This is a genomic window from Endozoicomonas sp. ALD068, from assembly GCF_049310145.1.
In the GTDB taxonomy this organism is placed as follows: Bacteria; Pseudomonadota; Gammaproteobacteria; order Pseudomonadales; family Endozoicomonadaceae; genus Endozoicomonas_A.
Genome location: NZ_JBLYNU010000004.1, coordinates 6009636 through 6022149, shown reverse-complemented (window position 1 = coordinate 6022149; position 12514 = coordinate 6009636). Strand labels below are relative to the sequence as shown.

13 protein-coding genes are annotated in these 12514 nt (G+C 48.6%); 7 read left to right on the top strand and 6 right to left on the bottom strand.

What is annotated here, in order from left to right; translation table 11 throughout:
- Positions 1 to 3 precede the first annotated feature (3 nt).
- Positions 4 to 699 (top strand): urea ABC transporter ATP-binding subunit UrtE, encoded by a 696-nt coding sequence (gene urtE / locus ACO6V5_RS22455; protein ID WP_422135558.1) that lies wholly within the window; start codon positions 4 to 6, stop codon positions 697 to 699.
- Between the two features lie 60 nt (positions 700 to 759).
- On the opposite strand, the gene ACO6V5_RS22450 is transcribed toward urtE, so the two are convergent.
- From ACO6V5_RS22450 to mrcB, 3 genes are all read right to left on the bottom strand, one after another.
- Entirely contained in the window at positions 760 to 1071 is a 312-nt protein-coding gene (locus tag ACO6V5_RS22450) for a YqcC family protein (protein ID WP_422135559.1), read from the bottom strand.
- Positions 1072 to 1206: 135 nt separating this feature from the next.
- A complete protein-coding gene (locus ACO6V5_RS22445) occupies positions 1207 to 1509 on the bottom strand; it encodes a tetratricopeptide repeat protein (protein ID WP_422135560.1) in 303 nt (100 codons plus the stop codon).
- 92 nt (positions 1510 to 1601) lie between these two features.
- Entirely contained in the window at positions 1602 to 3947 is a 2346-nt protein-coding gene (gene mrcB / locus ACO6V5_RS22440; protein ID WP_422412354.1) for a penicillin-binding protein 1B, read from the bottom strand.
- Between the two features lie 215 nt (positions 3948 to 4162).
- On the opposite strand from mrcB, the gene ACO6V5_RS22435 reads away from it, so the two are divergent.
- Positions 4163 to 5296: an AAA family ATPase gene (locus tag ACO6V5_RS22435; RefSeq protein ID WP_422412356.1), complete on the top strand. Its 1134-nt coding sequence runs from the start codon at positions 4163 to 4165 to the stop codon at positions 5294 to 5296.
- 152 nt (positions 5297 to 5448) lie between these two features.
- A complete protein-coding gene (locus tag ACO6V5_RS22430; protein WP_422135563.1) occupies positions 5449 to 5709 on the top strand; it encodes a TfoX/Sxy family protein in 261 nt (86 codons plus the stop codon).
- Positions 5710 to 5714: 5 nt separating this feature from the next.
- Here ACO6V5_RS22430 and ACO6V5_RS22425 read toward each other — a convergent pair whose 3' ends face one another.
- Positions 5715 to 6473, bottom strand: a complete 759-nt coding sequence (locus tag ACO6V5_RS22425; RefSeq protein WP_422412359.1) for a HesA/MoeB/ThiF family protein — start codon at positions 6471 to 6473, stop codon at positions 5715 to 5717.
- A gap of 26 nt (positions 6474 to 6499) precedes the next feature.
- Positions 6500 to 6892, bottom strand: coding sequence for a glycine cleavage system protein GcvH (gene gcvH, locus ACO6V5_RS22420; RefSeq protein WP_422135565.1), 393 nt, complete (start codon positions 6890 to 6892; stop codon positions 6500 to 6502).
- Positions 6893 to 7171: 279 nt separating this feature from the next.
- On the opposite strand from gcvH, the gene ACO6V5_RS22415 reads away from it, so the two are divergent.
- Positions 7172 to 7717, top strand: coding sequence for a DinB family protein (locus ACO6V5_RS22415; protein ID WP_422135566.1), 546 nt, complete (start codon positions 7172 to 7174; stop codon positions 7715 to 7717).
- 106 nt (positions 7718 to 7823) lie between these two features.
- Here ACO6V5_RS22415 and ACO6V5_RS22410 read toward each other — a convergent pair whose 3' ends face one another.
- Entirely contained in the window at positions 7824 to 8345 is a 522-nt protein-coding gene (locus ACO6V5_RS22410; RefSeq protein ID WP_422139075.1) for a YHS domain-containing (seleno)protein, read from the bottom strand.
- Positions 8346 to 8439: 94 nt separating this feature from the next.
- Here ACO6V5_RS22410 and ACO6V5_RS22405 point away from each other — a divergent pair, with 94 nt between their 5' ends.
- The 3 genes from ACO6V5_RS22405 (at position 8440) to ACO6V5_RS22395 (ending at position 12494) form a co-directional block, all read left to right on the top strand.
- Positions 8440 to 8661 carry a hypothetical protein gene (locus ACO6V5_RS22405; protein ID WP_422412362.1) on the top strand — a complete coding sequence of 74 codons (222 nt, stop codon included), beginning with the start codon at positions 8440 to 8442 and terminating at the stop codon, positions 8659 to 8661.
- Positions 8662 to 8825: 164 nt separating this feature from the next.
- Positions 8826 to 10211: a S8 family peptidase gene (locus ACO6V5_RS22400; protein ID WP_422135569.1), complete on the top strand. Its 1386-nt coding sequence runs from the start codon at positions 8826 to 8828 to the stop codon at positions 10209 to 10211.
- Between the two features lie 186 nt (positions 10212 to 10397).
- Positions 10398 to 12494 carry a TonB-dependent receptor plug domain-containing protein gene (locus ACO6V5_RS22395; RefSeq protein WP_422139076.1) on the top strand — a complete coding sequence of 699 codons (2097 nt, stop codon included), beginning with the start codon at positions 10398 to 10400 and terminating at the stop codon, positions 12492 to 12494.
- Positions 12495 to 12514: the final 20 nt, after the last annotated feature.

Genomic DNA, 12514 nt, shown 5'->3' with positions numbered 1-12514 from the left:
AATATGCTTGAAGTTCAGAACATAGATGTTTTTTACGGTGCCAGTCAGGCACTGAAGTCTGTCTCCCTGACAGCGGATAAAGGTCAGGTCACCAGTATTATGGGTCGCAACGGTGTGGGTAAAACCACATTAATGAATACTGTTGCCGGGCGAGTTTCAGCCTCGTCCGGGCAGATACTCTGGAAGGGTCAGTCCATCAATAATCTGACTTCACACCAGCGGGCCCGTCAGGGAATTGCTTACGTACCCCAGGGTCGACAGATTTTCCCTCTGCTCACGGTTCAGGAAAATCTGGAAACAGGATTTGCCTGTCTGCCGCGTCCTCAGCGTAGAGTTGATCGGGAAATATACGACCTTTTTCCTGTCTTGCTGGAGATGAGACATCGTCGTGGAGGCGACCTCTCGGGTGGCCAACAACAGCAACTGGCTATTGCCCGGGCACTGGTCACCCAACCGGAGTTATTAATTCTTGATGAACCAACCGAAGGTATTCAGCCTTCCATCATCAAAGATATTCAATCCGTCATAGGAATGCTCAGGGACAGGGGAGAAATGGCCATACTGCTGGTAGAACAATACTTTGAATTTGCCCGGGATCTGGCAGATCAATATGCCGTACTGGATCGTGGTGAACTGGTACTGTCAGGAGCAGGCAGTGAGATGAATGAAAAGGAAGTCAGACGACTGATGACGGTGTAAAGTCCTTCAGATGAATACTGTCTGCCGCTTTGTCTGTATTCATCTGACCTGCGATCCAAATCAATTCATCAAACAGTCAAACCGCTCCACCAGCACCAGTAAATGAGTGGCTTCTATTTTCTCCACCATCAGAGCTTCTTCTGCATAAGGCTTGATGTTCGAGCCTTTCGGCAAGTCAGCCCCCTGATCAAGAATGGCATGGACCCGGGGAATAAACAGCCATTGCAGCCACTGAGTAAATCCCATGGTATCCATACAAAAAGGCGTTGTACTGGCCAGCGCCTGAGCTGAAGGTGGCGAAGCCTGCCAGCAGTCCAGTCTTTTTAACTCTGCTTCAAGAGCTATCAATAGTTCTCTTACTTCTGTACTCATCAACTGTCTTTTACCATGAAAACCCAAACCGTATTTTACTATGAAAATTGATTGACATCCTCTCCGCTCCAAAGAGGGTTATGCAACGGTGGATTCAAACGATAAGTGCACGCGACTTCCCTGAATACGTTCGCTTTAATCGAGTGAAGTCAGAAAGCTACTAATCTGTCGTCTAAGACCTGATTCCGGCCCCAGACTCAGAGCTCTGTCTGCCAGCTCTCGGGCCTGACCATAATGTCCCTGTTTTTTCCTGAGTTGCGCCAACAGGAAATACACCGATGGATCGGTTGGACTGATTCTCATGGCTCTGGACAGGGAACTTTCAGCAGTGTTCAGATCATTTTCCGCCATGGCACTCGATGCCTGATCCAGCAGAATACCAACAGCATCCGTTCGACTCCCATGAGGAGAAGTAGTTTCTACATCTGAGGGTGGCATATACGTCACCTGACTTATACCAGCACACCCTGTTAAGATTACTGCAAAGAGCAGAGGTATTAATCGTTTCACTTTTGTCTCGCTACAGGCATTCACTCAAACCATGATTTTATAGAATCAAACAGAGTCTTGGCGGGCTCAATCACGGTTCGACCGCAACCCTGATAATCCTCAGGCTCTGAACCCTTAATGTAAGGGACTTTTACCGCTCCCTCACAGCGCTTCCCTGTTCTTACATTTTCTGCTGGTTTTGTCCAGACGTACTCAATCTGTTCACTGTTCAAAGGCTGCACCGACTTGATTGGCACCTGTTGCATAAGACGTGTCCAGACTCTGAGAGCACCACTACTGCCAGTCAGGTTGGTCGGACTGTTGTCGTCATTCCCTAACCAGGCCACTGCCATCAGATTTCCGGTAAAACCCGCAAACCAGCTGTCTCTCAGGTCATTGGTGGTGCCACTCTTTCCTGCTAACTGAATATCCTGACTGATACTCCAGTATGCACGACGCCCGGTACCTTCTCTCATGACCTGACCCATGGCATGTCGCAAAAGCTCCATAGGAGCAGAGTCGAAAGCTCTCTCAACCGAGAGACTGTAGCGCCTCAGGGGTTGACCACGGGCATCCACTACCGCATCAATGGCCCGCAATGGCATCCTGAAGCCGCCACTGGCGATGGTCTGGTACATGGAGGCAACATCCATAAGGGAAAGGGATGCGGCTCCCAACATGACGGAGGGATAGGGTGGCAGGTTTTTCTCAATCCCCAAACGCTCAATAGTGTTCAGAACATTATTCAGACCCAGAGCCATACCGGTCTGGATTGCCGCCTGATTGTAAGACCTGCTCAGTGCCTCTTGCAAAGGCACTATGCCTCTGGACTTGCTATCGTAATTGGCAGGCTTCCAGAGTCCGCCCTGTCCGTCATCTACCTGGATAGGAGAATCATTGACAGGTGTCGTTAACGTATAGCGCGAAGGCTGCTCCAGCCCCGTCAGATAGATTGCTGGCTTAAGCAATGAGCCTACAGGGCGCCGTGCATCCAGAGCCCGGTTAAAACCGACATAACCCGGATTTTTGTCGCCTACTACCGCCAGAAGATCGCCGGTCTGGGCGGAGGTCACCACCATGGCTCCCTGCAGATCAGGATTATCTTTTTCAAGTTGATCCACAGTATCAGTCATACTTGCCTGGGCAAAACGCTGGATAATGGGGTCCATATTGGTAAAAATTCTGAGGCCTTCCGAAGTAAGATCACGTTCGTCGTAATCTTCCCTGAGCTGTTTTTTCACCATATCAATGTACGCGGGATAAGCACTGGTATTAAGCTGTTCACGGGTCACAACGCCCAAAGGCAGTTTTTTGGATCGTTCAGCTTCAGAGCGAGACACAACGCCTTCATCTGCCATCACATCGAGTACCAGATTTCTGCGTTCCTTTGCCCTTTCGGGAAAACGTCTTGGATCGTAATAGGAGGGACCTTTCACCAACCCCACCAGCAGAGCAACACGGGCAGTGCTCAGCTCCTGAATGGGCTGGGCAAAGTAGAAATGACTGGCCAGACCAAAGCCGTGGATAGCCCGCCGACCGTGCTGCCCCAGGTATACTTCATTCAAATAGGTTTCCAGAATGTCATCTTTAGAATAATGAAAGTCCAGTAGCACCGACATGATCGCTTCATTGATTTTTCGGGTCAGGGTTCGTTCATTGCTCAAATAAAAGTTTTTGACCAGCTGCTGAGTCAGTGTACTGCCGCCCTGTACGACCCCTCCTGCTCTCAGATTGACCAGAAATGCTCTGGCTATCGAGCTCGGTGAAATCCCCCAGTGGTCATAAAAATTCTTGTCTTCTATCGCTAACAAGGCTTTGGTCAGATGCTTTGGTGCCTGGGATTCTCGGATAAGAATGCGATCCTCAAAGGTTGAGGGATAAATGCCTCCTATCAGTTGAGGGTCCAATCTTAGCAATGGAATATTTTCGGCGGCTTTTCCTCTAAGACTGACGACTTCATTACCAGAAAATACGACACTGGCATAACGGGAAGGTTCAGCACCATCCGGGAAATGAAAACCCCTGCTGTAAATAGTGAAACGATTCCCGGAGCGGGCAAAGGTACCGGGTCGCCTGACATCTCTGACGGCCTGATAACCCTGGCGGCGAAGTTGAGCCTGCAGCTCATTCGGGTTGAGGAGCTGTCCCTCATAAAGCTCCAGAGGGCGAGAATACACCTGGGCAGGAATCGCCCATTTCTTGCCTTCAAACTTTTGAGTAACAACAGCGTCCAGATAAACCGAATAGGCAGCAAGCAAAATCAGGCCGACTACTCCCAGCTTTACCAGAACCGGAAACCAGCGCCTGAGCCCCCCTGCATTCTGGGCTTTCTTCTTTCGTCCTGACGACTGCTTGCCTCGGGACGGTGTTTTTTTCTTTGTGACCATGGTGCGAGATTATACGCCATAGCTTTCCGCAATAGCTCTATGGTTTGCCGTGTTTTTATCTCGGATTACTTTCCCACGGCGCAATCAGTAAAAAGTATTGCTTCCAGTTATGATGTTTACCACAACCCCTGCGTTTAATTTTCCTTTATTGAGGCTTTAGTCAAGCCCTCTGTCTATACTCAGTGACCATTCCCAATCTATCGAATGTTATAGCGATGCCCCCATTTCTAAAGGAGAACTGGCTGGACGCCCTCAGCTTATCGGGACAATTAACTCTCGAACCTTTGCTGGATATGGCCGTGCAACTGGCTTATTTTCATCAGGAAATTGAAGTCATTACCACCCATCAGCACCCTGGCTCTGAAGAGCACGTCTGGTTTCCGGTAGCTCAAAACTTCGATCAGATAAGACCTTTGCTGGATCAGGAAGAAGATATTGCGCAGCTTGCCAGAGTGGAAAAGTGGTCCTCGGACCGCTATCAAGCATTGCGGCCCCTGATTCGAGAACGGGAGGGCGGCACCGACTCCATGGCTGATCTTGGCTTCCTCTGTGTGAATATGGATGCCAGAGGGCTCTCTGAGTTAACTTTTTTTGTCGTTAATAAATATATGGATATCAGCGGGGACTTTCGGGGCCTGGGTTTATTAAGTTTTTACAGGGTCTACCAAGCGCTGGTTCAAGCCAGGATCGTCTTGCTCCGATCGTATGATGATCTTAACGATCAACTGACATCACAAGCGCTTGCTGAATATCGCCTGTATGCCAATTTGGCTGAAAGCTATTGCCAGACTAAAAAACCATTTCTTGCCATTATGCAGGGACTATCGGGTTCCGGAAAAACATCAGCAGGTCGGGAACTGGTGAAACACGCCAACTGCATCATGCTGAGAACAGATATCGAGCGGAAAAGATTATTTGGTCTCAAGCCTGAAGCATCGAGCCATGAAGCCGGGCTGAGTATTTATACACAGGACGCCACCCAAAAAACTTATTTGACCATTCAGGAAGCCGCTCGCTCTCTGTTGAATCAGGGTATTTCTGTTGTTATTGATGGCGCTTCTCTCAAATTTCAGGAAAGGGCGTTATGTTGCCAGCCTGCCATCGAACTTCAATACCCTTATTTTATTGTCAAATGTATGGCACCCGACGATGTTCTTAAACGCCGAATTATTAAACGTCAATTCAACAACACCGACGCTTCCGAGGCGACCTTGGGTCTGATCAAACAGCAGCGTCAGTGGGAGGAACCGCTCTCGGATCAGGAAAAAGAGCACACTATAGTACTCAATACAACCTGTAAGCATTGGCGTGAAAAACTGCTCACTGACCTGTCGATTCAATTGAATTGAATTGATCTATTTTTCCCTCTTCGGCTGCCGTTTTCTGAGCAGCCTCAAAGACTCGTCTATCATTAAACTCATTAAAAGAAATTTCCCTCTGACTTTCAGAAAAATATCAAGCACACCCTCCATGGACGCTTGGGACGATTTGGAAAACCGGTATGGCAACTGACCTGATCGAATTAAAAAATCTTGGTAAAACTTCAGTGCAGTGGCTTAACGCTGTGGGTATTCGAACTCTTGAACAGCTTCATGAAGTAGGCGCCGTGGCAGCCTACTGCAAAGTCAGAGACAGAGGCTTTAAAGTATCAAAAGTACTGCTTTATGCAATGGAAGGTGCTTTAATCGGGGCCCACTGGAATGAACTGGACAATGAGCACAAAAAACGTCTGCTCAGTGAAGTGAAAAACTATCAGGGCTGAAACTCTCAGCCCTTCTTCTCTCCCTGGCCACACACCGGACAATCCGGATCGGCAATCAGCTGAAGGCTTTGCCATTCCATACTGGCAGCATCAAACATCAACAGTCTGCCATTCAATGTCTTACCCGCTCCTGTTAGAAGCTTGACCGCCTCCAGTGCCTGCATGGTACCGATCGTTCCCACTACAGGTCCCAGAATGCCTGATTCCGAACAGCTGAGTTCTTCAGCTACTTTTTCTGGGTAAAGGCAACGATAACAAGGTGCATTTTCCTGCCAGCGATCAAATACCGTTAACTGGCCATTAAGGCGAATAGCTGCACCCGTGACCAGTGGCACTCCCAAACGAACGCTGCAACGATTCACCATGAATCGGCTGTCAAAGTTATCAGTAGCATCAAGAACCAGATCGCTGTTCTCCAGCAGACTCAGTAATTCCTGCTCTGTAAGCTTTTTGGGAATGAGGTCTAGTTCAACACCCGGGTTCATGGCGCTGATTCTTGCCGCCGCTGCATGCACTTTAAATTGTCCGATATCATCGGTAGAGAAGGCAATTTGTCTTTGCAGGTTGGTGGCATCCACCACATCCGGGTCAATAAGAGTCAGTCTTCCGATTCCGGCTGCTGCAAGATACATGGCTGCCGGACAGCCCAACCCGCCAATACCAACAATCACTATATGGGCGTTGAGCAGGCGCTCCTGCCCCTCAATATCGATCTGAGGCAAAAGTATTTGTCGGCTGTAGCGCAGCAGCTGATCATCATTCATTTTGAAACGTCAAACCCGGCCCTGTATCAGGCCTCGGACTCTACGAATTCTGAGTAGGCTTCAGCGTCCAAAAGTTCGCTCAGCTGACCTTCGTCGGTGATCTTGACCTTGAAGAACCAACCTTCATCGTAGGGTGCGCCGTTCACTGTTTCAGGTGCCTCTTCCAGCGCTTCGTTAATGGCAATAACTTCACCAGAGATGGGTGCATAGAGGTCAGAAGCGGCTTTTACGGACTCAACCACACCCGCTTCATCTTCAGCAGCCAGAATAGACCCCACTTCTGGCAGCTCAACGAACACAACATCACCCAGAGCTTCCTGGGCGTGATCGGTAATACCGACAGTGGCAGTACCGTCTTCTTCGATTCGGATCCACTCGTGGGAACGTACATAACGCAGTTCGGATGGAATGCTGCTCATCGAAAACTCCTCTGGTCACTTAACAATTTGATTCTTTTCAGCGGCTACCAGTCGCAAGGCCGGCCACTGACTGACGGCAACGCACAATTATCTGGAAGGTAGTCGAAAAGGCTGTAGTTTTTATCAAGGTAGGCATTCTAACCAGAAACTATGGCTTCGCCAATGTTTCATTCAAGACGAACACATTGTGTTGACATGACTCATGTTTAGAACCTATACAAAGAACCTGACACTATGACAGACTAACCAAATCTGCGATAAAAATAATCTGGAATCATCATGACACTGACCGATGCCCGCCAGTTTAATATCAACACGCTCTCTGAGCTGGAGTCAGTGCTCCTCCATCTCTCCGTAGAGCAATATAAAAAGAGCACATCTCTATCGTCGAGTTCAGTAGGTACCCATGTCAGGCACATTATTGAGTTCTATCATTGCTTTTTCAAAGGGCTCGATTACGGTGCTATTGATTATGACAATCGTCCCCGGAATCAATTGCTGGAAGAGTCAATAGAACAGGCCATGGACTACCTGAAAAATCTCCACATCCTGCTCGGTAGCCAGGATATGTCACATTATCCCGAAACCGTGTCAGTGGTGGCTGTCACGAACTCGGGAAGTCCCATTGAAACCAGCAGCAGCATTATAAGAGAGCTGCTCTTTCTGCAGAATCATACCACCCATCATCTCGCCTTGATCGCCCTGATACTGACGCAGGAGGGGGTCAGCCTGCCCGTCAATTTTGGTGTAGCTACCTCCACCAGACAGCATCGAGCCCGCACTGAAGAATCCACCAAAGCAATGACTGATTCACAACACCCGTAGGGCAGATGACAATTCAGTGAACAGAATGTGAAGACACTGTGACGATATGCATTTGAGAAATGAGCGAGATACCAGGACCTCGCTGTTGAATCATGCGCTGCCTGGATTAATGAGCCATCATTGTTGGCCAGTTCGTATCACCCAGCTTGATAAAGCCCGGTATATCCTTCAGCCACTTTCCCTGAATGTCTGCGTCATAATTCAGATACAACTTATTATCCACAATTTTCCAATAATTCGGATCACCCGGTGCTCTTTGCTTTTTCTCAGCGACAGCCCAGGCACAGTAACCGCCGTATTGAGGCCGATATTTATCGGGCGATTTCTTGAAAATCTTCAGGTGTTTTTCTGAGGAAAAGTACCACTCTACCCCCATGTACTTGTATTTGAACCGGGCGTTGCCCTTAACGGCTTTTGCTTCCGTAAAGTAAGCTACCGTATCGTAACCACTGACGGCTTTATTACTGAACCAGCCGGTATAAATGTTCTTGTCAGCAATGGCATTGCAACTGAACAGTAACATCAGGGCTAATACAGCCATGAGCAAAAAATGCCGTTCACACCAGGCTATAAAAATAGCTTCAGGATTAGAAACAGTGGCATTTTCATAATAAGCAGTGCGGATCATCCTCGCCTCCCTGCGGACAATGACTCCGTATCCGGATATTGCCTGAAAAGCTTCCGCTCATGCTTCCATTGTTGATACAACACCAGGAAGAAAGTTGAGCGAAATCGCTGGCACCGATTCAGCCATCCCAGTCGAAAGAGTAGATACTGATAAAAAGAACTCGATAGACTTCTCTGAGAGAACTTCTGCAATCCCAGATAAAGGCTGCTTTTCTGCTGGCACCGTTCAGTTAAATTATATAGTAATTTTTGCCATTTATTGGAGAATTTATATCTCTAAATCGAATATCTATGGAGCTACAAAAATAGTCGGCTAACCTTCAGCCACTTTATCAACGGCCTCTCCAAGCTCAGTAGAAATTAATGAAGATAACTACAGAGCGGCTGACACTTCTTTTGAAGATACTGTGTCGTGCTGTTTATCTTCAACCATACTGATTTGAACCACGCCAATAATAACCAGAGGTAAGGATATCTCGCCATGAAAGCAAGGATTGCTTTAATACTGACTTTTCTCGGATTCACTCCCCTGATGGCCTCGAGCCAGGAAATAGAAAACGCGACAGCTCCCCGTCAGGTTACCGACCGAATCATTGTTAAATATCACCCCAAACCCACCGAAGGCAATGCCATGGCATTCATCAAGCAGGGAGTCAGTTATGGCTCCTTTGGTGTTGCTGCGGGTAAGCAGAAAGACATTCTTGAGATTGGCAGCAGCCTGAACATTAATGAGGTCCAGGCACTGGCAGAGGGTCTGGAAGACGATCCTCAGATTGCCTTCGCTGAACCAGACTACATTATGCAAATCATGCGCGTGCCCAATGATTCACGCTACAACGAGCAATGGCATTATTTTGAATCCACAGCAGGCATTAATCTGCCCGCCGCCTGGAATACGACAACAGGTGCGAATGTTGTTGTGGGCGTTATAGATACTGGCATCGTCTATCACAAGGACCTGGATGGCAATGTAGTATCAGGCCATGATTTCATATCACAGGCGTGGATGGCCAATGACGGTGGCGGCCGTGACACTAATGCCACTGATTCAGGCGATGCTGTCACTTCAGCCGGAGCCTGTGGCTATGCCAATGGAGAACCGGTGCCATCGTCTCCCACCGAGAGCAGCTGGCATGGAACCCACGTCTCCGGCACCATTGCGGCAGAATCAAACAACAGCACTGGCGTGGCGGGTGTTGCCTGGAATGCCAAAATCATGCCTCTGCGCGCCCTGGGCCGATGCGGCGGTTACACCTCAGATATTATTGATGCCATGCGCTGGGCAGCCGGACTGGATGTTTACGGCATGACTCGTAATAACAACCCGGTAAAAGTCCTTAATATGAGTCTGGGTGGTTATTCCTACGGCTGCCCCCGCAGTTATCAAAATGCCATCAATGAAGTGGTCAATGCCGGGGTGACCGTCGTTGTCGCAGCGGGTAATGAAAACACCAACGCCGCTTATGTCACGCCAGCCAACTGTCAAAATGTGATTACAGTGGGTGCTATTAATCGCAGCGGCAACCGCAGCTGGTATTCAAACTTTGGCAGTCATGTGGATATTTCAGCACCTGGTGGAGAGACTCGCTATTACGGAAACGGTATCCTTTCTACAGCCAATGCGGGTGCCACATCGGCTACCCGGGATAATTACGAGTATTATCAGGGTACCAGCATGGCCACCCCCCATGTTGCCGGAGTCGCAGCGCTCATCTACTCAGTCAACCCCAGTATCACACCGGCCAGAGTGGAAGAAATCATTAAACTCAATGCTCGTCCTTTTTCTGGTGGCACCTGTAATACCCGTCGTTGTGGCGCAGGTATCCTGAATGCCGGTGCTGCTGTACTGGATGCCAGAGACGAATAAATGGCCAATTGCAGGCCCTGTCGGGCCTGTACCCTTTATCCCTTAGAAAGCACCTTTGTCTGCCCAATGTGTAGAATCCGGCTTTTCCAATTCAAATTTCTACAGGTCAGCTAGGGTTTAAAGAAGACCTTTTTTTTGAATCTTCAACTTCAGCAGTGTTGGGATTTAAATCCACGGAGCGGAACCTTGAACACTAAATTTCTACCCACACTGCTGGCCTCATGTATTTTCGCAGGCAGTCAGGCTATCGCCGAATCACAGGAAGACGAGGATCTTTTTGAACTCAGCCTTGAAGAGCTGATTTCCATGGAGATTCCAGATGTCACGTCGGTATCCCGAAAAAAGCAGCGTCTGATGGATTCCGCTGCCGCTATCTATGTCATCACCAATGAAGACCTTCGTCGCAGCGGCGTCACTTCCATTCCAGAAGCCCTGAGAATGGTGCCGGGCATGCAGGTGGCAAAACTGAACGCCAATACCTGGTCAATCAGTACCCGCGGATTTAACTACATCTTCGCCAACAAACTGCTGGTTCTGATTGATGGCAGAACCGTTTACTCGCCGCTGTTTTCTGGAGTGAACTGGGATGTTCAGGACACTATGATGGAAGACATCGACCGGATCGAGGTTATCCGGGGACCCGGTGCAGCTCTCTGGGGAGCCAATGCCGTCAACGGTGTCATTAACGTCATTACCAAGAAAGCAGCAGACACCCAGGGGAACCTGATTTCAGCCGGCGCAGGCACTCAGGAAAAGACCTTCGGAGCCTATCGTCATGGTGGCGAGTTTGGGGAAACCGGTTTCTACCGTGTTTATGCGAAAGCCTTCGAACGAGATGGTCAGGTTGATGCTGAAGGTAAAGATACCTCTGATGACTGGAATATGCGCAGAGCCGGTTTCAAATCAGAGTGGAAAACAACCTCTGACTCAGAGATGACAGTTCAGGGAGACCTTTACGAGGGAACCACCCGACCTCCCTTGCGCCTGTTAGACCAATCTCAGGCACTCTTCCCTCAACTGACTAACGGATTTATTGTTGAGGGGCTCAGTCGGGATCAACGTGGTGGAAATCTGGGCGCTTATTGGAAAAGAACTCTGAGTGAAACTCATGATTTCTCCTTCAGAGCGATCTACGATAACTACCAGAACTTTGATTACCGGATTGCTGAAAAACGTGACACGGTTGATTTTGAGTTTCAGCACTACTATCAGTTCTGGGGCAAGCACGATCTGGTCTGGGGACTCGGCTACAGAACCACCTGGTACGAGGTAGAAAACACCCCCTATATGTTTCTGCTTGAAGGCAAAGACTCGAAAAAAACAGAGTTATTCAGTGCCTTTATCCAGGATGACATCACGCTCAATGACCAGTGGACCTTCACCCTCAGCTCACGTTTCGAGCACAACAGTTTCACAGGCTATGAGGTTCAGCCTAACGCTCGGTTAACCTGGAAGCCCACTGAAAACAGGACTTTCTGGACGGCTCTGTCTCAGGCGGTAAAAACCCCCTCCATCAGTGAGACCGCATTACAGACTGACGGTATTACGATTGATGATACCAGTCCTGTTAAATACGTGATTCCGATCAAAGGTAATCCAGACCTGAAGTCAGAAAAACTGACCGCTCTGGAAGTAGGTTACCGTGAACAATTTAGTAATAGCTTTCGTCTCGATATTACTGCGTTTTACAATCAGTACGAAGATATCATTGCCTATGTTGACATTAATCAGTGCCCCAACGGTAGCTCTACCTTTCCACTCCTTTCACTGCAAAACCTGTGCTCCAACACTGATCCTTCCCTCGGCTTCTTCGAAATCCCGGCCACTCTCATCAATGGACTTGATGTAAGAACCTACGGAATGGAAGTTGTAGCGGACTGGCAGGCAAAAGACTGGTGGAAACTTCAGTTTAATTACAGCTGGCTCCAGGTCGATGCATGGCCAAATAAGGAAAGAACCAGCATCCTGAGAGTCAATGAAGTAATTGTCGAAGATCTGAGCGCCTCCCACACAGCAAACATTCGATCCACGATGAACCTGCCTAATCAGTGGTATTTTGATTTCTGGGTCCGCTACATGGACAACTTGAAGAATGCCAATATCGGCGCCAACACATCGCTGGATATGCGAGTCGCGAAAAAGTTTGGGGATGGTCTTGAGTTCTCAATTGTGGGACAGAATCTCTTCAGGAATCACCACCGGGAGTTCTACGAACCACTAAGTGGTATGGCACCAACAGAAACCCAGGAATCATGGTACGCCCAGATTCGCTGGCAATTTTAATCGGATGAAGGAGGATAACT

Excerpts from the sequence above, each read along its gene's own strand:
- ACO6V5_RS22400 (WP_422135569.1), top strand. The coding sequence starts at position 8,826 with ATGAAAGCAAGGATTGCTTTAATACTGACTTTTCTCGGATTCACTCCC.
- ACO6V5_RS22445 (WP_422135560.1), bottom strand. The coding sequence starts at position 1,509 with ATGCCACCCTCAGATGTAGAAACTACTTCTCCTCATGGGAGTCGAACG.
- ACO6V5_RS22450 (WP_422135559.1), bottom strand. The coding sequence starts at position 1,071 with ATGAGTACAGAAGTAAGAGAACTATTGATAGCTCTTGAAGCAGAGTTA.
- ACO6V5_RS22410 (WP_422139075.1), bottom strand. The coding sequence starts at position 8,345 with ATGATCCGCACTGCTTATTATGAAAATGCCACTGTTTCTAATCCTGAA.
- ACO6V5_RS22415 (WP_422135566.1), top strand. The coding sequence starts at position 7,172 with ATGACACTGACCGATGCCCGCCAGTTTAATATCAACACGCTCTCTGAG.
- ACO6V5_RS22430 (WP_422135563.1), top strand. The coding sequence starts at position 5,449 with ATGGCAACTGACCTGATCGAATTAAAAAATCTTGGTAAAACTTCAGTG.
- ACO6V5_RS22435 (WP_422412356.1), top strand. The coding sequence starts at position 4,163 with ATGCCCCCATTTCTAAAGGAGAACTGGCTGGACGCCCTCAGCTTATCG.
- gcvH (WP_422135565.1), bottom strand. The coding sequence starts at position 6,892 with ATGAGCAGCATTCCATCCGAACTGCGTTATGTACGTTCCCACGAGTGG.
- mrcB (WP_422412354.1), bottom strand. The coding sequence starts at position 3,947 with ATGGTCACAAAGAAAAAAACACCGTCCCGAGGCAAGCAGTCGTCAGGA.
- ACO6V5_RS22425 (WP_422412359.1), bottom strand. The coding sequence starts at position 6,473 with ATGAATGATGATCAGCTGCTGCGCTACAGCCGACAAATACTTTTGCCT.
- urtE (WP_422135558.1), top strand. The coding sequence starts at position 4 with ATGCTTGAAGTTCAGAACATAGATGTTTTTTACGGTGCCAGTCAGGCA.